The sequence below is a fragment of the Clostridia bacterium genome (assembly GCA_012840125.1).
Lineage (GTDB): Bacteria > Bacillota > DULZ01 > DULZ01 > DULZ01 > DULZ01.
This window is the reverse complement of sequence record DULZ01000088.1, coordinates 1-21,288: the sequence shown is the minus strand read 5'-3', so window position 1 is coordinate 21,288 and position 21,288 is coordinate 1. Positions and strand designations below refer to the sequence as shown.

Below are 21,288 nucleotides of genomic sequence, written 5' to 3'. Positions count from 1 at the left end.
TTGGAACACGAACTTAGTGAAGTCTTACAGGTTCGCCGCCAAAAACTGGTTGATTTGAGAGAAATGGGCATCGAACCCTTCGGAGGTAGATTTGACCAGACCCATCATGCGCAAGACATCTTGGATAATTTTGATTCCATGGAAGGGCAACCCGTGTCCGTGGCCGGCAGGATTATGACCAAGAGGATGCACGGCAAGGCCAGTTTTGCTCACATCCAGGATGTGACCGGGCAAATCCAGATTTACGTCCGCTTAAACGATGTGGGCGAGGCCGCCTATGAGCTCTTTGCCAAACTGGATATCGGCGATATCATCGGTGTCAAGGGCACGGTGTTTAAGACCAGGATGGGAGAAATCACCGTTTCCACGGAAGAACTGGTGCTGCTGGCCAAATCCTTACACCCGCTGCCGGAGAAATGGCACGGCTTGAAAGACATCGAACTGCGTTACCGGCAGCGCTATGTGGACTTGATTGTGAACCCGGATGTGCGCAATGATTTTATTGCCAGGAGCCGGGCCATTAAAGCCATTCGCCGGTACTTGGACGAGCAGGGTTTTCTGGAAGTGGAAACACCCACCTTGCATACCATTGCCGGCGGCGCTGCCGCCAGGCCCTTTATCACCCATCACAATGCCCTGGACATCGACATGTACCTGCGCATTGCCCTGGAGCTGCATCTAAAACGGCTGCTGGTGGGCGGCTTGGAGCGAGTGTATGAAATAGGCCGGGTATTTCGCAATGAAGGCATTTCCACCAAGCATAATCCCGAGTTTACCATGTTGGAGCTTTACCAGGCTTATGCCGATTACGAGGATATGATGGTGCTGACGGAAAACCTGGTGGCCCGGGCGGCGGAAGCTGTCAGGGGTACGACGGTGATCCCTTACCAGGGGGAAATGATTGACCTCACTCCACCCTGGCCGCGGCTGACCATGATGGAAGCTGTGAAGAAGTATACCGGGGTGGACTTTGCCGCCGTGCAGACCGATGAGGACGCGCGGGAAATCGCTAGGAAGTTCAACCTGGAAATCGAAGGGACAAGTACTTGGGGCAAAATCTTAAGCGAGCTGTTTGAGGAGCATGTGGAAAAACACCTGGTGAAACCCCATTTCATCCTGGACTACCCGGTGGAAGTGTCGCCCCTGGCGAAAAAGAAAAAGGACAATCCCAAGCTTACTTACCGGTTCGAAGCCTTTGTGGCCTGCCGTGAATTGGCCAACGCCTTTTCTGAATTAAACGATCCCATTGACCAGAAAGAGCGTTTCCTGGCCCAGCTGAAGGAGCGGGAAGCGGGCGATGAGGAAGCTCATCCCATGGATGAAGACTTTATCCGCGCTTTAGAGTACGGCATGCCTCCGGCCGGCGGTTTAGGCATCGGCATAGACCGGCTGATCATGCTGTTGACCGATAAAGCATCCATCCGGGATGTGATCCTGTTCCCTACCATGCGTCCCATTTATTAACCGCTTGACCGGCAAAATCCTGTGGCCTGCTGCTGCAGGATTTTGCCTCCCTCGCGGTTGATGCATATAAATAGAGGGATAGATAATATATTCACAATAGATAAAATATTGCGATAAGGAATTTTAAGGGGGTTAATTGAAGATGACAAGGCAAGAGCTGGTCCTGGTGCTGCTGCTGGTTGGGCTCATGCTGTTGTTTACCGGCTGCCGTACCTATGGAGAACCTATCGCCGTAGCCGCCGAAGATTTTATCAACAAACTGGCGGATGGCCGAGCAGCGGAGGCCGCCGAATACTTCAACGACGACATGAAGGAACAATTGTCCCCGGTCCAGTTGGAAGCGGCTTGGGAAGTCCTCGAAGAGGCAGGCGGCCGTTTGGTGGAACAGCGATACAGGGAAGTAGTTGATTTTGATTTTCACCGGGTTATTTTAATCACCGGTATCTTCGAAAAAGCCGATGTGGAGTTTAGAATCACCTTTGATGAGGGTGAAAAAATAGCCGGCCTGTATATTAAAAACCCTGAACCGGTGGAGAGAGTGGCAACAGCCGGATACCAGTTTAGCCGGCGTTAAAGCCGCTGCTTGAGCAAGAAGACCCTGGCCTGGGGGCCAGGGTCTTCTTGCTAGGCAGCGGCTTTTGTTTTATGCCGGAAAAGTGCGTGCGGGGAAGTTTAATGGAGATAATGTATAATAACAGGCCAAAATGCGAAATATTGGCCCAGAATTTGGATTGCATTTCTGTGATGATGGTATATGATGGAAGTAAGGTCAAGGAAGGTCAAAAAGTAAGTGAAGGTCAAAGGGGTGTTCCCATGCGCAGCATAGCGGACAAAATAGAGGCACACCTCAAGGAGTTATTAAAAGCCAGCGGCAGAGGGTATATTGAGATTCAGAGGAGTGAGATAGCCCAGATATTTGCCTGTGTGCCTTCGCAGATCAATTATGTGTTGACGACCCGTTTCAGCCCGGAACAGGGCTATTTAGTGGAAAGCCGCCGGGGAGGAGGGGGTTACCTCAGGATTACCAAGCTGGAAGTGGATGAGGATGAGTGGTTGCTGGAAGTACTGGCGGACTTGGACAACTCGCTGGTTTCCCAGCAAGCGGGAGAAGGATTGCTGGAAAGGCTGGCGGAGGATGGGTTGCTGACGGACAGGGAAGCGCTGCTGATGAAAGCGGCTATCAGCCGGGAGGCACTGCCCCTGGCGCTCCCTGACCGGGACTACGTGCGAGCCGCCATTCTCAAGGCAGTATTGACGGTCCTGCTGCGGGAAAAGTTTAAATAGCCAAAAGGGGTGAGTCGCATGTTATGTGATAAATGCAAGAAAAATGAAGCCAATGTGCACATCACCAAGATTGTCAATAACGATAAGACGGTGCTTAATCTCTGCGAGGCATGTGCCCGGGAATATCAAGAAGAATTCGGGTTTACCCAGTCCAGCTTTTCTTTTCACAAGTTCTTGGCCGGCCTGCTGGACCAAACCACCAGTATGATGGCCGGGGAGCCCAGTGTGGCGCCGGGAATTGCCAAGTGCCCCTTGTGCGGTACCACCCGGCAGGTTTTTGCCCAGTACGGTAAATTGGGCTGCGACCGGTGTTATGATACTTTTGAGGCCAGCCTCAGTCCCTTAATTCGCAGGGTCCACGGCCGGGAACGGCATACCGGCAAGGTGCCGAAAAGAAGCGGGCAGGAGATTCGCCTGAAAAAGCAGCTGGCCGGCTTGAAAATGAAGCTGCAGGAACTGGTGGCCAGGGAGGAATTTGAGGAAGCGGCGAAAGTACGGGATCAGATCCGGGCCCTGGAGAACCAAAACGGTTAGGAGGGGTGTGTGTGGCAAGGCATGAAATTGCGAAAGTAGTAAGCAAGTGGATGGAAGGGTCAGGCCCCCAGGGAGATATTGTGCTGACCAGCCGGGTTAGACTTGCCAGGAACCTTAAGGGCATCCCTTTCCCGCATCTCTTGCGGGAAGAGCAAAAGAAAGAAGTGATCAATGAAGTCTGGCAAGCGGCCACCGCACCGGCGGTGAGTAAGGTATTCGGCGCCATGGAGGTATTTTATCTGGATGAATTGTCCCCTTTACAGAAACAAATACTGGTAGAGAAGCACTTAATCAGCCCGGCGTTGGCCGAGGGCAAAGGCGGCGCGGTGATTTTAAACGCCGACGAAACAGTCAGCATCATGGTCAATGAAGAAGACCACCTGCGGGTGCAGATCCTGATGCCGGCTTTCCAACTGGAAGAAACATGGAAAGCGGCGGACCGCCTGGACGACGCTTTAGAGCAGCGGTTGGATTTGGCTTTTCACGAGGAGAAAGGGTATTTGACCGCTTGCCCCACCAATCTTGGAACCGGTCTTAGGGCCTCCGTGATGATCCACTTGCCGGCCCTGGTCTTGACCAATCAGGCCGGGAAGATCCTCGGCTCCCTGTCCCAAATCGGGGTGGCCGTGCGGGGCTTTTACGGGGAAGGCTCCGAAGCTCAGGGCAATTTATACCAGATATCCAACCAGATTACCTTGGGTTTGACGGAAGAAGAGATAGTCAATAACCTGTCTTTGGTGGTCCAGCAGCTCATTGACCAGGAAAGAGCAGCGCGGGAGAGACTGAAGGCGGAGTTTTACCATCAAATTGATGACAAGGTGAACCGGGCCTATGGGATTTTGGCCCATGCCCGGAGCATCAGCTCGGAAGAAGCATTGCGGTTGCTGTCGGACCTGCGGCTGGGTATAGACTTAGGGATGATCAGCGGTGTCGACCCGCGCATCCTCAATGAGATGATTTCTTTCATCCAACCCGGTTTGCTGCAGGGCCGGCAGGAGAAGGAAATGAGCCCTTGGGAGAGAGATCTCGTGAGGGCGGAAGTGATACGCAACAAACTTGTGAATCAAAGGAGGTAAGCTTATGTGGGATAGACTGACGGAAAGAGCACAGCGTGTAATTCGCCTGGCCCAAGAGGAAATGCGCGCCTTGAAACACCCGGCCGTCGGGACCGAGCACTTACTGCTGGGACTGATCAGCGAGGGTCAAGGGGTGGCGGCTAAGGCCCTGGCGAATTTAGGTGTGGACGGGGAAAAGGTCAAGGAGCAAATCCTGAGTTTAATCGGTGAAGGAGATTTCCAGCCCCCCAATGAACTGGTCTTGACGCCGCGGGCCAAAAAGGTGCTGGAGTTGGCTTATGAAGAAGCGCGCCATCAAGGGGTGGGCTACATCGGTACGGAACATATTCTCCTCGGTATCGTCCGGGAAGGAGAAGGCGTGGCCGCCCGGGTGCTGGCCAATTTAGGGGTAACCGCTGATAAAATTCGCAGCCAGGTCAATGACATCTTGGGCGGATCCCAGCCGAACTTCCAACCTTTCTCTCTAGCCCAGTTCTTCGGCGGCATGGGCATGCCCCATGGCGGCCAACCACCGCAAGGGGGAGCGGCGAAAAAAGGCGGCAGTGCCACCAATACCCCGACCCTGGACAGCTTCGGCCGGGATTTAACCAAAATGGCCAAAGAGGGACAGCTGGATCCGGTGGTCGGCCGGGATAAAGAGATCCAGCGGGTCATTCAGGTCTTAAGCCGCCGCACCAAGAACAATCCCGTGTTGATCGGGGAACCCGGTGTGGGGAAAACCGCCATTGCCGAAGGTTTGGCCCAGCAAATCGTAGCGGGTAAGGTGCCTGAAACTTTAGTCGGCAAACGGGTAGTGACCCTGGATATGTCCAGCTTGGTGGCCGGGTCCAAATACCGCGGGGAATTCGAGGAACGCCTCCGCAAGGTGATGGATGAAATCAGGCATGCCGGGAACGTGATCCTGTTTATCGATGAGCTGCACACCCTGGTGGGTGCCGGAGCGGCGGAAGGTGCCATCGATGCCGCCAACATCCTTAAACCTGCTTTAGCCCGGGGTGAAATGCAGACCATTGGTGCCACCACTTTAGATGAATACCGGAAACATATCGAGAAAGATGCCGCTTTAGAAAGACGCTTCCAACCCATTATCGTGGACCCGCCTTCGGTGGAAGAAACCATCGAGATCTTGAAAGGGCTGCGGGATCGTTATGAAGCCCACCACCGGGTGAAGATTTCCGACGAGGCCATTGAAGCGGCGGCGAAACTGTCGGATAGGTATATCACTGACCGTTTCCTACCGGATAAAGCCATTGACTTGATCGATGAGGCGGCCTCCCGGGTGCGGTTAGATATGCATACGGCACCGGAGGAAATCCGGGAATTGGAAGCTCGCTATGAGAAGGTCAAGCAGGAAAAAGAAGCGGCCGTGAACGCCCAGGAGTTTGAAACCGCCGCCAAGCTGCGAGATGAGGAGCAGAAACTGAAAAAGGAATTGGAGCAGGCGAAGAAAGAATGGGATAACGAAAGAGGCAAGGCCGAGTCCGTGGTAACGGCGGAGCACATTGCCAGGATCGTGTCCAGTTGGACCGGTATCCCAGTGGCGAAGATAGAGGAATCTGAAACCGCGCGCCTCCTGAAGCTGGAAGAGATTCTGCACCAGCGGGTCATCGGTCAGGATGAAGCCGTCAAAGCCGTGGCCAGGGCCGTGCGCAGGGCCAGGGCGGGCCTCAAGAACCCCAACCGCCCGATTGGTTCCTTTATTTTCCTAGGTCCCACCGGCGTCGGCAAGACGGAGCTCAGCAAAGCTTTGGCCGAAGCTCTCTTCGACTCGGAAGATGCCATGGTCCGGTTAGACATGTCGGAGTACATGGAGAAACACACGGTCTCCCGCTTGATCGGAGCCCCGCCCGGTTATGTAGGTTACGAAGACGCGGGCCAGCTTACGGAAGCCATCCGGCGGAAACCGTACTCCGTTGTACTGCTGGATGAAATAGAGAAAGCCCATCCCGATGTGTTTAACATCCTGCTGCAGGTACTGGAAGACGGCCGCCTGACTGACAGTCAGGGGCGGACGGTGGATTTCCGCAATACCGTGATCATCATGACCTCCAACGTGGGGGCCGGCCGCCTGCACGGTACCGGCAGGGTCGGCTTCGGCAGCGGCAACGAGGAAGCGGACAGCTATGAGCGGATGAAAGAAAACGTCATGAGCGAGTTGAGAAGGACTTTCCGTCCCGAGTTCCTCAACCGGGTAGATGAGCTCATTGTCTTCCACCCGTTGAACCGCGACCATATCGGCCGGATCGTGTCCCTCATGGTGGATGAATTGAACCAGCGCCTGAAGGAGCAGAATTTGCACGTTAAGGTAACAGAAGGGGCCAAAGAAGTGCTGCTGAAAGAAGGTTTTGATGAAAACTACGGGGCCAGACCTTTAAGACGGGCCATCCAGCGGCTCATAGAGGATCCCCTGTCCGACGGGCTGCTGGAAGGGCAGTTCCGGGAAGGGGACACCGTGGTGGCGGAGGCCCGGGACGGCCAGATTGTACTGGCAAAAGAAGAATAACCATGTCGAGTCCGGCTTTCCCCGCCGGACTTTTTGTTGCCTTTTCTGTTATAATGAAAAGAAATCATCCGTTGGAGAGAAGAACGATGAACCAGAAGCGAGCCAAGACGAGATGGGTCTGCCAGGAGTGCGGTCGGGAGTTTGTGAAGTGGCAGGGACAGTGTCCCTGCGGGGCATGGAATTCTTTGGTGGAAGAGATTGTAGACGTCGGCAGCTCCCATAAGTCCACCGGAAAGCCGGCCAAAAGACCGCAATCCATCTCCCAGGTAGCCTCCTATGCCCAGAGTCGTTTCGATACCGGGGATCGGGAGCTGAACCGGGTCCTGGGGGGAGGGCTGGTGCCGGGTTCCCTGGTACTCATCTCCGGAGATCCGGGCATCGGCAAATCAACCCTGCTGTTGCAGGTGGCTAACTTCATTGCCGTCCATTACGGCCCGGTACTCTATGTCTCCGGTGAGGAATCCGAGGAGCAGCTCAGACTCCGGGCCGAGCGGCTGCAGACGATGGATCCGAAGCTGTTGGTGGTCAGCGAGACCAATTTGGAACTGGTCCTGCAATACATCCGTGAAGAAAAGCCGGTTTTCGTGATCATCGATTCCATTCAAACAGTGTACAAGCCGGAGCTCAGTTCGGCCCCGGGCAGCGTGAGCCAGGTCCGGGAATGTGCCGGTGACATCCTCAGAACGGCGAAGGAAAACAACATCCCCGTTTTCCTGGTGGCCCATGTGACGAAGCAGGGCCAGATCGCCGGGCCGAGGGTACTGGACCACATGGTGGACTGTGTGCTTTTCCTGGAGGGAGAGCGAAATCACGGCTTTCGCATGCTCCGTGCGTTCAAGAACCGGTTTGGCAACACGGCGGAATTGGCCTTGTACGAGATGCTGGGGACCGGCATGTTTCCCATTGACAACCCTTCCCAGTACTTACTGGCGGGGCATGCCGAGGCTATTCCCGGCACGGTGGTAGTGGCCAGCGTGGAGGGAGCCCTCCCCATTTTGGTGGAACTGCAGGCCCTGGTGGTGGACAACAGTTACGGCATTCCCCCGCGCAAGGTGGCGGTGGGGGTGGACCGGGACCGGCTGAACCTGATTACCGCTGTGCTCCAGAAAAGGGCGGGAGTATTTTTAAGCAACCAGGATATTTACGTGTCCCTGCTGGGCGGGGTGGAGATCACGGAAACTTCCATTGACCTCGGGTTGGCGGTGGCCCTTTACAGCAGCCTAAGAGATGTGGCGGTGGACCCGAAAATGGTGGTCATCGGGGAAGTTGATTTGGCCGGCCGGATCCGGGCCGTGCCAAATATCCAGCGGCTGGTGACGGAGGCGGAGCGGCTGGGATTTAAACGGGTTTTGCTGCCGGCGGGCAATCTAGAAAAAGCGGAGCAATCCACTACCATGGAAGTTATCGGTGCCGGCAGCTTAGAAGAAGCCCTGGCCTTTATCCGGGAGCAGGGCTGGGAAAAGGATGCCCCGGCTTTACCGGAAATCGACCTGGAGTAAGATCATGGCAATCCAGTGAAATAATGAACAGGTGATTCCGCAGGGATTTTGTTTGCAATGATAGAAATGAACTGGTGTCGTGACAAGCGCATTTGACAGGAGGCGTGGTAGATGAACAAGCATACGGTTACGTTCTTGCCGGATAAGGTGAAGGTGACGGTGGATGCCGGCGTGACCCTCATGACGGCGGCTGCCGAAGCGGGAGTGGAATTTGAAGGCCCTTGCGGCGGGAGAGGGGTGTGCGGCAAGTGCCGCATGCGCATCCGGGAGGGCGCTGACCAGGATTGGGTGTTGGCTTGCCAGACGGAAGTCAACGCTGACCTGGTGGTGGAAATACCTCAACAGGAAATCTATTTAAGCCGTAAGACGGCCCTGACTCAACAAGACATGGACGTAGAGATTGACCCGGGCATCACAAGGCGGACAATCCAAGTGCAGCCGCCTTCCATAGAACACCAGGTGTCCGATGCCACCAGGTTGCTGGAAGCTTTGGGTGAACCGGCTAACCTCAAATTGGGAGTCCTGCGGGCTTTGCCCGGGGTGCTGCGGGAAGCCAGGCATTTGGTTACCGTAGTCATGCATGAAAAGGACGTCATTGCCGTGGAACCGGGAGAACATGAACGGGAGCCTCTTTACGGCTTAGCCGTTGACATTGGCACCACGACGGTGGTGGGTACGCTGGTGAATCTGACTACCGGCAAAAATGTGGCGGCTGCTTCGGCCGGGAATACCCAAAATATTTTCGGTGCCGATGTGATTTCCCGCATCCAGCATGCCGCCAAGGGACCGAAAGAATTGGAGCAGTTGAGAAGGAGGGTGGTGCAGGTCATCAACCGCCTGGGAGAAAAATTGGCTCATGCGGCCGGTATCAGGACAAGCTCCGTTTACCAGGCGGCCGTCGTTTGCAACACCACCATGCACCACTTGTTCCTCGGGTTGGACCCCCGCCACTTGGCACCGGCTCCCTTTACCCCGGTGGTGACCGATCTGGTTACCGTGGAAGCGGGGGAACTGGGTTTGAATCTTTGCCCCCATGCCCCCGTCCACCTGCTGCCCAACGTGGCCGGTTATGTGGGGGCCGATACGGTCGGGGTTATTCTCAGCACGAAGCTGTATGATGTGGACCGGCGTATTCTGGCCGTGGATATCGGTACCAACGGGGAGATCGTGCTGGCTCTGCCGGGCCGGATGCTCACTTGTTCCACGGCGGCCGGGCCGGCTTTTGAAGGCGCCCAGATTAAATGCGGCATGCGGGCCCAGGCCGGGGCCATTGAAAAAGTGCGGATCGACGAAGATCAGGTAACGTATGAAGTAATCGGTGACGAGCCTGCCAAAGGTATTTGCGGTTCCGGTTTAATGGATGCCATTTCGGAAATGCATCGTGTGGGAGTGATAGAAGCTAACGGCAGGATCGTGCCCCCGGAAAAAGCGGACCACCTGCCGGAGTTTCTGAGGAAGCGGATCCACGACCGGGGCGCCAATGCTTATTTTGTCATTGCTACTCCGGAAGAAACCGGCGGGCCGGAGGTTTATCTCTCCCAGAAGGACGTGCGGGAACTGCAACTGGCGAAAGGAGCCATCCGGGCAGGCATCGAGGTGCTCCTGCAAAAAGCCGGTATCAGCTCCGCTGAGCTGGATGAAATCCTGCTGGCCGGGGCTTTCGGAAGCTACATTGATAAACGGTCTGCTCTAGGCATTGGCCTTTTGCCGGCGGTTGATCCCGGTAAGATTAGGGCCGTGGGGAATGCCGCCGGGGCGGGAGCAATGCTGGCCTTGCTCTCCAGGCGCATTCGCCGGGAGGCGGCAAGCATCGCCAGGACATGCGAGCACATGGAGCTTTCCACCGTACCCGAGTTCCAGGAAGCATTCATCAAGCATCTTAATTTCTAGCTAAATTCTCCCCGGAAGCTCTTTACAAAAGTAAAAAGACTGTGGTATAATATCAAATTTTTTGATGCAGCAAGGAAACTTTGCTATAATGAAGGAAGAGCTCTGGGGAGGTGGTTGCGTGTTTAACGTCGGCGATAAAGTGGTTTATCCCATGCATGGCGCAGGTATCATCGAAGCCATTGAAGAAAAGGAGATCCTCGGGGAGACTCGCAAGTATTATGTGATGCGCATTGCCCATGGAGACATGACCGTCATGGTACCCATCGATCATGCCGCCGCAAGCGGGCTGCGGGAAGTGATTGACGCAGAGCAGGTTCCGGATGTATTATCCGTGCTGCAGGATAGAGAAGTGCTCATCAATGGAAACTGGAACAGCCGGTACCGGGCTAACCTGGCCAAGATTAAAACCGGCGACATTTTTGCTGTAGCGGAAGTGGTGCGCAATTTGAGTTTACGGGAACGGGACAAGGGCTTATCCGCCATTGAACGGAAAATGCTCAACAACGCCAGGCAGATCCTCATCAGTGAACTGGTGCTGGCCGAGAATGCAGAAGAAGAGCAGGTAGAGAACTGGCTGGCGAAGGCTTTGGCTTGAGGGAGGTGCCGATTAACGGTACCTCCCCTTTTCCCGGCTGGGCTGCCTGGGAATCCCTTTCTTGCAGTATTTGCCAGGCGCTTGTATAATAAGATTAAAGGCTAGTAAAACTACCAAAAGGAGGTGAAATCTTTGGTTATCAAGGTACTGCGGGTTCTCTTCATGATTGCGGCGGGTTACAGCGGGTTTTCCGTCGGCCTGCTGGTCATGCCTTTTTGGCAAGGACCGGAGCTGACCGTGAAGTGGGCCTTAGTGATTTTACTGTCCATTGTAGCCGGCTTGATCGGTTACAGTTTGGCGCCGCCTTTGATCACCGGGATTATTCAAGTAGCCAGAAGATTGGAAGCGCTGTTGTACAAGATTCCGGCCCATGACCTGGTGGGCGGTGCCGTCGGTTTGATTATCGGACTTATTATCGCTAATTTATTTGGTTTTTCTTTTTACCGCTTTCCCATCGTCGGGCCGTACTTGTCCATCTTGGCGAGCCTGGTGTTAGGCTACTTGGGTTGGAGTGTCGGCACTAAGAAGAGAGACGATCTCTTTTCCGTCTTTGCCAACTGGAAGGCCGGCAAAGACAAGGAAAAAACCGGACGCCTTGATATGAAGGCTCGTTATAAAATTCTCGATACCAGTGTCATTATCGACGGTCGTATTGCGGACATCTGCAAGAGCGGCTTCATTGACGGTGTCCTGCTGATTCCACAGTTTGTACTGGAGGAATTGAGGCATATCGCTGATTCTTCCGATTTGCTCAAACGCAACCGGGGACGCCGGGGCTTGGATATCCTGAACCGGATCCAGAAAGAGCTGGATGTGAAGGTGAAAATCGACGAGCGGGATTTTGACGACCTGCAAGAAGTGGATTCCAAGCTGATTCGCCTGGCTCAACTGGTAGGTGGGGACATCATCACCAACGATTTTAACCTGAATAAGGTGGCCGAACTGCAAGGGGTCAGGGTACTTAATATCAATGAACTGGCCAATGCCGTGAAGCCTGTGGTCTTGCCCGGGGAGGAAATGACCGTCCAAGTGATCAAGGACGGCAAGGAAGTGGGGCAGGGGATTGGCTATTTAGATGACGGCACCATGATTGTGGTGGAAAACGGCAGGAAGTATATCGGCCAGACTATATCCGTGCTGGTGACCAGCGTGCTGCAAACAGCCGCGGGACGCATGATTTTTGCTAAGCCGAAGCCGTCCCAGAAATCAAACCATGTTTCCTTGGAGGTGCCATCCGGTGTCTAGTGTGACGGCGATTGTGCTGGCTGCCGGCCAGGGCACCAGGATGAAGAGTGCCGTGCCGAAGCAATACCTGGCCGTAGGCGGGCGCCCGGTGCTGCTCCATTCCCTGCAGCTCATGGAAGAGAGCAGTGCCGTGCAGCATGTGGTGCTGGTAGTAGGCAGCCGGGATGTGGACCCGGTGCAGGAGATGCTGGCACCTTATGCCTTGACTAAGCTGCATCAAGTTGTTCCCGGTGGGAAGGAACGAAGTCATTCGGTTTACCATGGGCTCAAGGCGCTTCCGGAGGATTGTGCCTGGGTGGTCGTACACGACGGTGTGCGACCATTTTTCACGTTGACTTTGCTGGAACGGGTCATCCGGGCGGCCAAAACCTGCGGCGCAGCCATACCGGGTGTGCCGGTCAAAGATACGATCAAAGTCTGTGACGAGCAAGGCCTGGTGGTCACCACGCCTCCCAGGCAAAGTCTATGGGCCGTCCAAACGCCCCAGGCTTTTCGCCGGGATTGGCTGGTGGAGGCCTATGAAAAAGCCATGGAGGACGGGATTACAGCTACGGATGATGCGGGGCTGGTGGAGCGGCTGGGCCGGCCGGTACAAGTGGTCCAGGGGGAATACACCAATATCAAGATTACGACGCCGGAAGACCTGGCCCTGGCGGAGTTGATTTGGGAGAGGAGGCAGCAAGATGCGCGTGGGCATCGGTTTTGACGTGCACCGGCTGGTGGAGGGCCGGCAGCTTATTATCGGGGGGGTGACCATCCCCTATGAATTCGGGCTGCTGGGGCATTCCGATGCGGATGTGCTGCTCCATGCCCTGGCCGACGCCTTGTTGGGGGCCGCCGGTCTGGGGGATATTGGGGTGCATTTTCCTGACACGGATCCCCGTTATGCCGGCATTTCCAGTATGCTCCTTTTGGATGAGGTGAAGGAGAAGGTTATGGCGGCGGGCTTTGCGGTCAATAATGTAGATGCAGTCATTGTGGCCCAGCGGCCGAAAATGGCTCCTTACATGGCGGATATGAGATCAAATATCGCCCGGATCTTGGAAATAGAGCCGGGTGCCGTGAATATTAAAGCCACCACCACCGAAGGACTGGGCTTTGCCGGCCGGGGCGAGGGAATTGCCGCCTGGGCGGCGGTTACCCTCCGGCAGGGGTAAAACTTGCAGCCGGTTTGCCGGTAGTGCTATAATGCTTGTGTTATTGTACATGCGGGCGTGAACCATAAAAGGAGGATTGACTCGTGGAAAAAGTGAGGGTTCGTTTCGCTCCCAGCCCTACTGGTCCATTACATATCGGGGGCGCCAGGTCGGCGTTATTTAACTACTTGTTGGCCAAGAAAACGGGAGGCACTTTCGTCCTGAGAATTGAGGATACGGATTTGGAGCGATCCAGCCGGGAGTCGGAGGAGAATATTAAGGAGTCCTTGCGCTGGTTGGGTATTGCCTGGGATGAAGGGGTGGATGTCGGCGGCCCCCACGGCCCTTACCGCCAGACGGAAAGGTTGGCCCTGTATCAAAAATATGTGGAGCAGTTGCTGGAGGCTGGGCATGCCTACCGTTGTTACTGCACCGAAGAAGAATTGGAGCAGGAAAGACAGGCCCTTTTAGCCAGAGGGGAAATGCCCCGGTACCTGGGCAAGTGCCGGAATTTGACCCCGGAACAGGAGGAAGCCTTCCTCCGGGAGGGCCGGAAACCCGTGATCCGCTTCCGGGTGCCCAGCGGGGAGAATATCCTGGTCAATGACCTGGTGCGGGGCCAGGTGAGTTTCGAAAGCGACGGTATCGGCGATTTTATCATCGTCAAGTCCGACGGGATCCCCACCTACAACTTTGCCGTGGTAATTGATGATGCCCTCATGGAAATCACCCATGTGATCCGGGCGGAAGAGCATTTATCCAATACCCCCAGGCAGATCCTTATTTACCGGGCGCTGGGATTTAAGGAACCGGTGTTTGCCCATATTTCCTTAATTCTCGGCAAAGACCGGACTAAGATGAGTAAAAGGCACGGATCCACTTCCGTGGTGCAGTACCGGGAACAAGGGTACCTACCGGAAGCCCTGGTTAATTTCCTGGCCCTGTTAGGCTGGTCGCCGGAAGGGGAGGAAGAAATCTTCAGCCTGGAGGAATTGTGCCGGCAGTTTTCTTTGGAACGGGTGGCCAAAAACCCGGCTATCTTTGACCTGGACAAGCTCAACTGGATTAATGGATTTTACATCCGCCAAGCTCCCCTGGAGAAGATCGCCGCCATGGCTGTTCCCTATCTCACTGAAGCCGGCTACTTGCCGGAAACCTTGTCGGAGGAAGATGAGAAAAAGCTCTTGCAAATTGTGGCGGCGGTGCGCAGTTACTTGCCCAACATGTCGTCCATTGTGGACCATGTGGACGTTTTCTTCGCGGAAGAGGTACCGGTGGAAGACGAAGAGGCGAGGAAGGTACTGCAGGAAGAACAGGTACCCCGGGTGATGGAGCTCTTTGCGGCGAAGCTCAAGGAAGCCGGCGACCTGGACCCGGAGGGAACGAAGCAGCTTTTGAAACAAACCGCCAAGGAACTGGGGCTCGGCGGCAGAAAAGTGTTTATGCCTTTGCGGGTGGCTTTGACCGGGAAGATGCACGGGCCTGAACTGCACGACATTATCCCTATTTTAGGCAAGGAGAAAGTGCTTAAGCGGCTGAGGCAAAACACCGGTTTGTCCTTGCACGGTTGAACAACCGGCCTGCCTGTTTAGCTATTGACATTAGACTTTCGCCGCCAGTATAATAGTGCAAAAGTAAAACTGCCAAAGTGATGACGGAGGAAAGTAGGCAGGATTCCACCCCCAGAGAGAAGCCGCCGTAGGCTGGAAGCGGCTTCGGGTAACGGGTTTTGCTGAAGTGCCCTCCGGAATGAACAGCCGAACGTTTACCGCCAGTAGGTTGTTCCGGCCTAGGCCGTTATCCCAAATGAGTTGGCCGGTGTTTTCTGCCCGGTCAATCAGAGTGGAACCGCGGAGTGACCTCCGTCTCTGAGTGCTTGGGAGACGGGGGTTTTTCATTTTATGTCGTTCATGTTCAATGGGAGGGATGCCCTTTGTTCAGCCGCCTGAAAGAGGATATCAGGGTTATTTTTGAAAGGGATCCGGCCGCCAAAAGCGTGCTGGAGATCCTGTTAACCTATCCCGGGTTACATGCCGTGTGGATGCACCGGATCGCCCACTGGTTTTATAAAAGGAAGTTTTTCTTTATCGCCCGGCTCATTTCCCAGATCAACCGTTTCCTCACCGGCATCGAGATTCATCCCGGCGCCGTCATCGGCAAAGGCCTGTTCATTGACCACGGGATGGGTGTGGTGATCGGCGAGACGACGGTGATTGGAGACAATGTCACCTTGTACCAGGGCGTGACCTTGGGCGGCACCGGTAAGGAAAAAGGCAAGCGCCACCCCACCATCGGCAACAACGTGGTGATCAGCACCGGGGCGAAAATCCTGGGCAACATCACCATCGGCAACAATGTCAAGGTGGGAGCCGGTTCCGTGGTGTTAAGAAGTGTCCCGGACAACTGCACCGTGGTGGGGGTGCCCGGCAAGGTAGTGGTGCGCAACGGCAAGAATATTGCCAGCACCGATTATTCAGCCATCGATTTGCGGCATGATCAGGTACCGGACCCGGTGGCGGAGATGATCTTGTGCTTGCAGCGCAATATAGAGCGATTAGAGCGAAGGATTGAGGAATTGGAGGGGCGCGTTCATGAGCATTCAGATTTACAACACACTGACACGCACTAAAGAACCTTTTGTGCCGCGGGAAGAGGGCAAGGTGCGCATGTACGTTTGCGGGCCGACGACGTACAACTATATCCATTTGGGCAATGCCAGGCCCCTGGTTGTTTTTGATACCGTGCGGCGCTACTTTACGTACCGGGGTTATGAAGTCCAGTATGTGCAAAACTTTACCGATGTGGATGACAAGATCATCAAGCGAGCCAGGGAAGAAAACGTGGATCCCTTAGCCCTGGCCCAGAAGTATATTAATGCCTATTTCGAGGATGCCGGCAAGCTCAATGTAGCCAAAGCCGACGTTCATCCCAAAGTGAGTGAGCATATCCCGGAGATTATCGAAGTGATCCAAAGGCTGGTTGATCGAGGTTATGCCTATGAAATTGAGGGAGATGTCTATTTCAGTGTCCGCCGGTTCGAGGAATACGGCAAGCTGTCCGGCCGTTCCCTGGATGAAATGCAGGCCGGCGCCCGGGTGGAAGTGGATCCGCGGAAACAGGATCCCCTGGATTTCGCCCTGTGGAAGAGCGCCAAACCGGGAGAACCGGCTTGGGACAGTCCCTGGGGTAAGGGAAGGCCGGGTTGGCACATTGAGTGTTCCGTGATGTCTTTAAAATACCTGGGTGCCAATTTTGACATCCACGGCGGTGGAGCCGATTTGGTTTTCCCCCATCATGAAAACGAAATTGCCCAGTCAGAAGCCGCCTGCGGGGAACCTTTCGCCAGGTACTGGATGCATAACGGTTTCATCACGGTGAATCAGGAGAAGATGTCCAAATCCCTGGGCAACTTCTTCTTGCTGCGGGAAATCCTGGACAAATTTCCCGCCGATGTGGTGCGCTTTTTCCTGCTGGAGACCCATTACCGGAGCCCGTTGGATTTTGATGATCAAAAGCTGCGGGAAAGTCAAAAAGCCCTGGAACGGATCAAGAATACCCGGAGGCTGCTAAAGGAGAAAATCCAGTTTCTCCAATCCATCAACGCCTCTAATGGCAGCCCTGAAGGCCATGCTTTCCAGGAAAGATTGGAAGAGTGCCGCCGGGATTTTATCAAAGCCATGGACGATGACTTCAATACTTCCCTGGCCCTGGGCGCCGTGTTCGAACTATGCAGGGAGAGCAACGGCTTTGCCAACCAGGGTAACCTGCCGGAAATCCCCGGTGCCCTGGCCTTGTTAGAGAAGGCCTGGCGCTACCTGGATGAAATGGTGGTGCAGGTGCTGGGTATTCCCCTGCAGGAAGACCGGGTCGTAGATGAGGGGCAGGAACAAGCCCTGGTCGCCGGTTTAGTCGAACTGCTCATCGAATTGAGGCAGGAAGCCAGGGCGAAGAAGGATTGGGCTACCGCGGACGGTATCCGGAATCGCTTAAAAGAACTGGGTATCATACTGGAAGATACACCCCATGGAGTTAGATGGAAAAGAGATGGGAAATGACGAGGATGCTGGATCATGTGGACTTCATCCCGGCACCGGAAGAGCTGTCTCCTCTGGTGCTGGCCTACATAGGGGACGCGGTCTATGAGCTCTATGTGCGGCTGCTGCTGGTAGCTCATAGTCCGGGCAAAATGAAAGACTTGCACCAGAAAGCCGTCTCCTTTGTCAAGGCAGGCGCTCAAGCCGATATATTGAAGGAGATCGAGCCCATGCTGTCCGGTGAAGAGCGCGATATTGTGCGCTGGGGCAGGAACGCTAAATCAGGACATGTTCCTAAGAGCGCCCAAATGGTAGAATATCGTTATAGCACCGGTTTCGAGGCCCTAATTGGTTATCTCTACCTAAAAGGCCGGTATGACAGGCTGTCCCAGTTGATGCGCCGGCTCGAAAAAATGATTGCGGAAAGGGAGACAGGCCGTGAATAGCATGATGCAGGTCAAGTTAATTAACTTCACCCCCCAGCCGGAAAGGACAGTGGCCCTGGCGGCCCGCATGTGTTATGCCAACGCCGGGGTGGAGGACTTGGAGGAGAACCTGGCCAGGGAAGATGAGGTGCGCTTGTTGGAAAAGCTAATCGCCATGGGCCATCTATCACCCTTGGAGCATGTGAGCTTTACCTTTGCGGCGGAAGGCATCAGCCGGGCTTTGACCCACCAGCTGGTGCGGCATCGCATCGCTTCTTACTCCCAGAAATCCCAGCGCTGGGTGAGTGAGGAGGATTTTGCCTTTATTACTCCCCCCAGCATCCGGGGTAATGAAGAAGCCCTCCTTCGTTACGAAGCCCTCATGGAGGAGATTAGACGCGCTTACAATGCCCTGGCCCGGGTAGTGCCGAAAGAAGACGCCAGGTATGTCCTGCCCCAGGCTTGCGAAACGAAAATCATCTTCACCTTTAACGCCCGGAGCCTCCTGAATTTCTTCCGGCAGCGGTTGTGCACAAGAGCCCAGTGGGAAATCAGGCGGCTGGCTCGCCTCATGCTGCAAGAGGTGCGCCGGGAAGCTCCCGTGCTCTTTGCCAAGGCGGGCCCCACCTGTGACACGGAAGGAGTTTGCTATGAGGGAGAAATGTCATGTGGACGAGCCCCGGTCATAAAAAGCAGATTTAGTGCACATGACTAATGGAAGGAAGGCATATACATTATTGAACAAGGTGGAGGGCATGCATGTCTGATTTGTTGTACGGGCGGAATCCCGTGCTGGAGGCTTTAAAGCAGGAGAGGGCGATTAATAAGTTGTTGGTGGTGGATACGGAAAGGGGTTTAAAGCCCATCACGCAGCTGGCCCGCAGCAGGGGAATTCCGGTACAGAAAGTTGACCGGAGAGTACTCGATCAATTAACGCATCAGGCCAGGCATCAAGGAGTGTTGGCCTATGTTGCGTCCAAGGAATATGTGGCCATGGAAGATTTGCTGCGGTTGGCGGCCGACCGGCAGCAACCTCCTTTGCTCGTCGCTTGCGATCACCTGGAGGATCCCCACAACCTGGGCGCCATCCTGAGAGTGGTAGATGCGGCAGGGGCTCATGGGGTCATCATCCCCAAGGCCAGGAGTGTCTCCCTCTCCGCCGCCGTGGCAAAAACCTCTGCCGGGGCCGTTGAATTTGTCTCCGTCGCCCGGGTCCCCAACTTGTCCGAGGCATTGCGAAGTTTGAAAAAGCGAGGCTTATGGGCGGTGGGGCTGGACGGGGAGGCGGAAACGGAAATCTATGACGTGGACTGGCGTCTACCGGCGGTGCTGGTGGTGGGCGGCGAAGGGAAAGGGTTAAGCCGCTTAGTAAAGGAAAACTGTGATATCTTAGCCAAGATCCCCATGGCCGGGCGGATTAACTCATTAAACGCGGCAGTGGCTGTTTCGATTGGCCTTTACGAAGCAGTGCGCCAGCGCAATGTAAGGTCGTGAGCATGGAACAGGAATATCTCATTGTGGACGGCTATAACATCATTAATAACTGGCCTGATTTTGCCGGCATGCGCAGTCAGGATCTGTCTCACGCGCGGGAACACCTGGAGGAGATTTTGGCTAATTACCAAGCGTTAAGCGGTAAACAGGTGATCCTGGTATTTGATGCCCACCAGGTGAAGGGGCAGGAGACCGTGGAAAATAAGAACGGCCTCCAAGTCATCTATTCCGGGCAAGGGAAAACCGCCGACCAGGTGATCGAGCAGCTGGTCTACAACCTATCCAAAGGTTATCGTGTCACCGTGGCCACCTCCGACTGGTTGGAGCAGCGGATCGTGCTGGGCAAGGACGGCCTTCGTATATCAGCCAGGGAACTGAGGCTTTTGGTGATGGAAACCATTGAGCAGAGCAAGCAGCATTACCGGAAGGGCCGGCAGCAACGGAGCCTGTCAAACTACTTGACGGAGGAGCAGTTCCAGGTCTTGGAACAGCTGCGGCGGCACAAGTAACGGGGAAGTTTTGCGGGGCGATCCCCGGTTGAACAACTTGCTTTTGAGGATTATTTCAGCTATAATAACTAGTGTAACTGGACAACCTATGTTTTATGCCTCCGTCTTAGGAGCAGGCGTGATTTAGTATTTTAATTATTTTTTTGTCACTTTGAAAAATTAATTGTTTTCTCATCAATGCCCAGAGATGCATGCAGCCTAGCAAATCTTTAGGTGGAGGCGATGTAATGAGTGTAAATCCCCAAAGAATGGCCTGTGACAATTACGAAGTAATGGTCGACGAAGATATCGTAGAACTGGCCCAGGATGGAGACGATGTAGCACAGGAATACCTGATCAACAAGTATAAGAACTTTGTCAGGGCTAAAGCTAGGTCTTATTTTTTAATTGGTGCGGACCGGGAGGATATTATTCAGGAGGGGATGATCGGGCTTTATAAAGCCATTCGTGATTTTCGCGGCGATAAATTATCATCTTTTCGCGCCTTTGCCGAACTCTGCATTACCAGGCAAATCATTACCGCCATTAAGACAGCCACCAGGCAAAAGCATATCCCGTTGAACTCTTATGTATCCCTGAATAAACCGATTTACGATGAAGATTCTGACCGGACCCTGTTGGATGTGATCTCCGGCACCAAAATTACCGATCCGGAGGAATTGATTATCTCCCGGGAAGAATTTGATGATATTGAAGAAAAAATGGGAGAGATTCTAAGCGGCCTGGAATGGCAGGTATTGATGTCTTATTTGGAAGGGAAATCATACCAGGAAATTGCCATGGATTTAAATAGACATGTGAAGTCCATTGACAATGCCCTCCAGAGGGTAAAGCGGAAACTGGAGCGGTATTTGGCCAAACGGGATGTGTAGGAAACCGGTGCAAGCCGGTTTTGTTTTTTGAAATGGCACAAATAACCCTTGACGCCGTAGAAAACCGGTGCTATAATAACGTTTGTCAGTCACATGGAGAGGTTCCCGAGTTGGCCAAAGGGGGCAGACTGTAAATCTGCTGGCACCGCCTTCACAGGTTCGAATCCTGTCCTCTCCACCAAATCCATCATATACGACGCGGGGTGGAGCAGCTGGTAGCTCGTCGGGCTCATAACCCGAAGGTCGTGGGTTCAAATCCCTCCCCCGCAACCATGCCCACATAGCTCAGTAGGTAGAGCGTCGCCTTGGTAAGGCGGAGGTCACCGGTTCAATCCCGGTTGTGGGCTCCATTTTATTTTCAGGGGAATTAACGGGTGTTAAGTTCCTCTTTTTTTTAAAAATCCGGCTGACTATATTTGACAGCTTGTCCGAAATGGGATAGAATTATTATGATTTAATCTTATTGGCGTTACCGGGGAAGGTAGCGCCGGCGTTTGCACTGCTGGCGGGGAAGCGGCCAGGAGAACTACATAAAGCACGCTGTCCCCGGGCGTTCATAAAACTAAATCTTAAATCTCATGATGCAGGGAGGGAACTCCAAAGTGGCAAAACAAAAGTTCGAAAGAACGAAACCCCACGTTAACGTTGGTACGATTGGACACGTAGACCACGGTAAGACCACCTTGACTGCAGCCATTACCAATATTTTGGCGAAGTTCGGTCAAGCG

Annotated in this window: 21 protein-coding genes, 3 tRNA genes and 1 other annotated feature; all 24 genes read left to right on the top strand. The window is 54.4% G+C overall.

Going from position 1 to position 21,288, the window contains the following annotated elements; all coding sequences use genetic code 11:
• Positions 1–1,464 carry a lysine--tRNA ligase gene (lysS, locus tag GXX34_10070; GenBank protein ID HHW07848.1) on the top strand — a complete coding sequence of 488 codons (1,464 nt, stop codon included), beginning with the start codon at positions 1–3 and terminating at the stop codon, positions 1,462–1,464.
• Positions 1,465–1,606: 142 nt separating this feature from the next.
• Complete coding sequence (locus GXX34_10065) at positions 1,607–2,038, top strand: DUF3887 domain-containing protein (GenBank protein ID HHW07847.1); 432 nt, start codon at positions 1,607–1,609, stop codon at positions 2,036–2,038.
• Between the two features lie 239 nt (positions 2,039–2,277).
• Positions 2,278–2,748 carry a CtsR family transcriptional regulator gene (locus tag GXX34_10060; GenBank protein HHW07846.1) on the top strand — a complete coding sequence of 157 codons (471 nt, stop codon included), beginning with the start codon at positions 2,278–2,280 and terminating at the stop codon, positions 2,746–2,748.
• 18 nt (positions 2,749–2,766) lie between these two features.
• Positions 2,767–3,282, top strand: coding sequence for a hypothetical protein (locus GXX34_10055; protein ID HHW07845.1), 516 nt, complete (start codon positions 2,767–2,769; stop codon positions 3,280–3,282).
• A gap of 50 nt (positions 3,283–3,332) precedes the next feature.
• A complete protein-coding gene (locus GXX34_10050) occupies positions 3,333–4,358 on the top strand; it encodes a protein arginine kinase (protein ID HHW07844.1) in 1,026 nt (341 codons plus the stop codon).
• 4 nt (positions 4,359–4,362) lie between these two features.
• Positions 4,363–6,861 carry an ATP-dependent Clp protease ATP-binding subunit gene (locus GXX34_10045; protein HHW07843.1) on the top strand — a complete coding sequence of 833 codons (2,499 nt, stop codon included), beginning with the start codon at positions 4,363–4,365 and terminating at the stop codon, positions 6,859–6,861.
• An 86-nt stretch (positions 6,862–6,947) separates the two neighbouring features.
• On the top strand, positions 6,948–8,360 hold the full coding sequence (gene radA / locus GXX34_10040) for a DNA repair protein RadA (protein HHW07842.1): 1,413 nt from the start codon (positions 6,948–6,950) through the stop codon (positions 8,358–8,360).
• 111 nt (positions 8,361–8,471) lie between these two features.
• Positions 8,472–10,250, top strand: a complete 1,779-nt coding sequence (locus tag GXX34_10035) for a DUF4445 domain-containing protein (GenBank protein HHW07841.1) — start codon at positions 8,472–8,474, stop codon at positions 10,248–10,250.
• 118 nt (positions 10,251–10,368) lie between these two features.
• On the top strand, positions 10,369–10,845 hold the full coding sequence (locus GXX34_10030) for a CarD family transcriptional regulator (protein ID HHW07840.1): 477 nt from the start codon (positions 10,369–10,371) through the stop codon (positions 10,843–10,845).
• A gap of 162 nt (positions 10,846–11,007) precedes the next feature.
• Positions 11,008–12,090, top strand: coding sequence for a PIN/TRAM domain-containing protein (locus GXX34_10025; protein HHW07839.1), 1,083 nt, complete (start codon positions 11,008–11,010; stop codon positions 12,088–12,090).
• Complete coding sequence (gene ispD / locus GXX34_10020) at positions 12,083–12,796, top strand: 2-C-methyl-D-erythritol 4-phosphate cytidylyltransferase (GenBank protein HHW07838.1); 714 nt, start codon at positions 12,083–12,085, stop codon at positions 12,794–12,796. The genes GXX34_10025 and ispD overlap by 8 nt, the downstream gene beginning before the upstream one ends.
• Complete coding sequence (locus GXX34_10015) at positions 12,774–13,247, top strand: 2-C-methyl-D-erythritol 2,4-cyclodiphosphate synthase (protein HHW07837.1); 474 nt, start codon at positions 12,774–12,776, stop codon at positions 13,245–13,247. The genes ispD and GXX34_10015 overlap by 23 nt, the downstream gene beginning before the upstream one ends.
• Positions 13,248–13,330: 83 nt before the next feature.
• Positions 13,331–14,797: a glutamate--tRNA ligase gene (locus GXX34_10010; protein ID HHW07836.1), complete on the top strand. Its 1,467-nt coding sequence runs from the start codon at positions 13,331–13,333 to the stop codon at positions 14,795–14,797.
• Between the two features lie 71 nt (positions 14,798–14,868).
• Positions 14,869–15,099: a binding site (T-box leader), on the top strand.
• A 60-nt stretch (positions 15,100–15,159) separates the two neighbouring features.
• Positions 15,160–15,855: a serine O-acetyltransferase gene (gene cysE / locus GXX34_10005; GenBank protein HHW07835.1), complete on the top strand. Its 696-nt coding sequence runs from the start codon at positions 15,160–15,162 to the stop codon at positions 15,853–15,855.
• Complete coding sequence (locus tag GXX34_10000) at positions 15,824–17,281, top strand: cysteine--tRNA ligase (protein HHW07834.1); 1,458 nt, start codon at positions 15,824–15,826, stop codon at positions 17,279–17,281. The genes cysE and GXX34_10000 overlap by 32 nt, the downstream gene beginning before the upstream one ends.
• Before the next feature lie 5 nt (positions 17,282–17,286).
• Positions 17,287–17,706: a Mini-ribonuclease 3 gene (locus GXX34_09995; protein ID HHW07833.1), complete on the top strand. Its 420-nt coding sequence runs from the start codon at positions 17,287–17,289 to the stop codon at positions 17,704–17,706.
• A gap of 4 nt (positions 17,707–17,710) precedes the next feature.
• Positions 17,711–18,400: an FAD-dependent thymidylate synthase gene (locus GXX34_09990; protein ID HHW07832.1), complete on the top strand. Its 690-nt coding sequence runs from the start codon at positions 17,711–17,713 to the stop codon at positions 18,398–18,400.
• A gap of 44 nt (positions 18,401–18,444) precedes the next feature.
• Positions 18,445–19,179 (top strand): 23S rRNA (guanosine(2251)-2'-O)-methyltransferase RlmB, encoded by a 735-nt coding sequence (rlmB, locus tag GXX34_09985; protein ID HHW07831.1) that lies wholly within the window; start codon positions 18,445–18,447, stop codon positions 19,177–19,179.
• Positions 19,176–19,688 carry an NYN domain-containing protein gene (locus GXX34_09980; GenBank protein HHW07830.1) on the top strand — a complete coding sequence of 171 codons (513 nt, stop codon included), beginning with the start codon at positions 19,176–19,178 and terminating at the stop codon, positions 19,686–19,688. The genes rlmB and GXX34_09980 overlap by 4 nt, the downstream gene beginning before the upstream one ends.
• 227 nt (positions 19,689–19,915) lie before the next feature.
• Positions 19,916–20,560 carry an RNA polymerase sporulation sigma factor SigH gene (sigH, locus tag GXX34_09975; protein ID HHW07829.1) on the top strand — a complete coding sequence of 215 codons (645 nt, stop codon included), beginning with the start codon at positions 19,916–19,918 and terminating at the stop codon, positions 20,558–20,560.
• 95 nt (positions 20,561–20,655) lie between these two features.
• Positions 20,656–20,741 (top strand) — tRNA-Tyr (locus GXX34_09970).
• A 16-nt stretch (positions 20,742–20,757) separates the two neighbouring features.
• Positions 20,758–20,833 (top strand) — tRNA-Met (locus GXX34_09965).
• 1 nt (position 20,834) lies between these two features.
• A tRNA-Thr gene (locus GXX34_09960) sits at positions 20,835–20,910 on the top strand.
• Between the two features lie 252 nt (positions 20,911–21,162).
• Positions 21,163–21,288 (top strand): elongation factor Tu (gene tuf / locus GXX34_09955; protein HHW07828.1); only part of this gene is annotated, 126 nt, incomplete at its 3' end.

Coding starts and splice junctions, on each gene's coding strand:
- radA (HHW07842.1), top strand. CDS start 6,948: ATGAACCAGAAGCGAGCCAAGACGAGATGGGTCTGCCAGGAGTGCGGT.
- GXX34_09995 (HHW07833.1), top strand. CDS start 17,287: ATGCTGGATCATGTGGACTTCATCCCGGCACCGGAAGAGCTGTCTCCT.
- GXX34_10015 (HHW07837.1), top strand. CDS start 12,774: ATGCGCGTGGGCATCGGTTTTGACGTGCACCGGCTGGTGGAGGGCCGG.
- GXX34_09990 (HHW07832.1), top strand. CDS start 17,711: ATGCAGGTCAAGTTAATTAACTTCACCCCCCAGCCGGAAAGGACAGTG.
- GXX34_10060 (HHW07846.1), top strand. CDS start 2,278: ATGCGCAGCATAGCGGACAAAATAGAGGCACACCTCAAGGAGTTATTA.
- rlmB (HHW07831.1), top strand. CDS start 18,445: ATGTCTGATTTGTTGTACGGGCGGAATCCCGTGCTGGAGGCTTTAAAG.
- GXX34_10065 (HHW07847.1), top strand. CDS start 1,607: ATGACAAGGCAAGAGCTGGTCCTGGTGCTGCTGCTGGTTGGGCTCATG.
- GXX34_10050 (HHW07844.1), top strand. CDS start 3,333: ATGGAAGGGTCAGGCCCCCAGGGAGATATTGTGCTGACCAGCCGGGTT.
- sigH (HHW07829.1), top strand. CDS start 19,916: ATGAGTGTAAATCCCCAAAGAATGGCCTGTGACAATTACGAAGTAATG.
- GXX34_10045 (HHW07843.1), top strand. CDS start 4,363: ATGTGGGATAGACTGACGGAAAGAGCACAGCGTGTAATTCGCCTGGCC.
- GXX34_10035 (HHW07841.1), top strand. CDS start 8,472: ATGAACAAGCATACGGTTACGTTCTTGCCGGATAAGGTGAAGGTGACG.
- GXX34_10025 (HHW07839.1), top strand. CDS start 11,008: ATGATTGCGGCGGGTTACAGCGGGTTTTCCGTCGGCCTGCTGGTCATG.
- GXX34_10055 (HHW07845.1), top strand. CDS start 2,767: ATGTTATGTGATAAATGCAAGAAAAATGAAGCCAATGTGCACATCACC.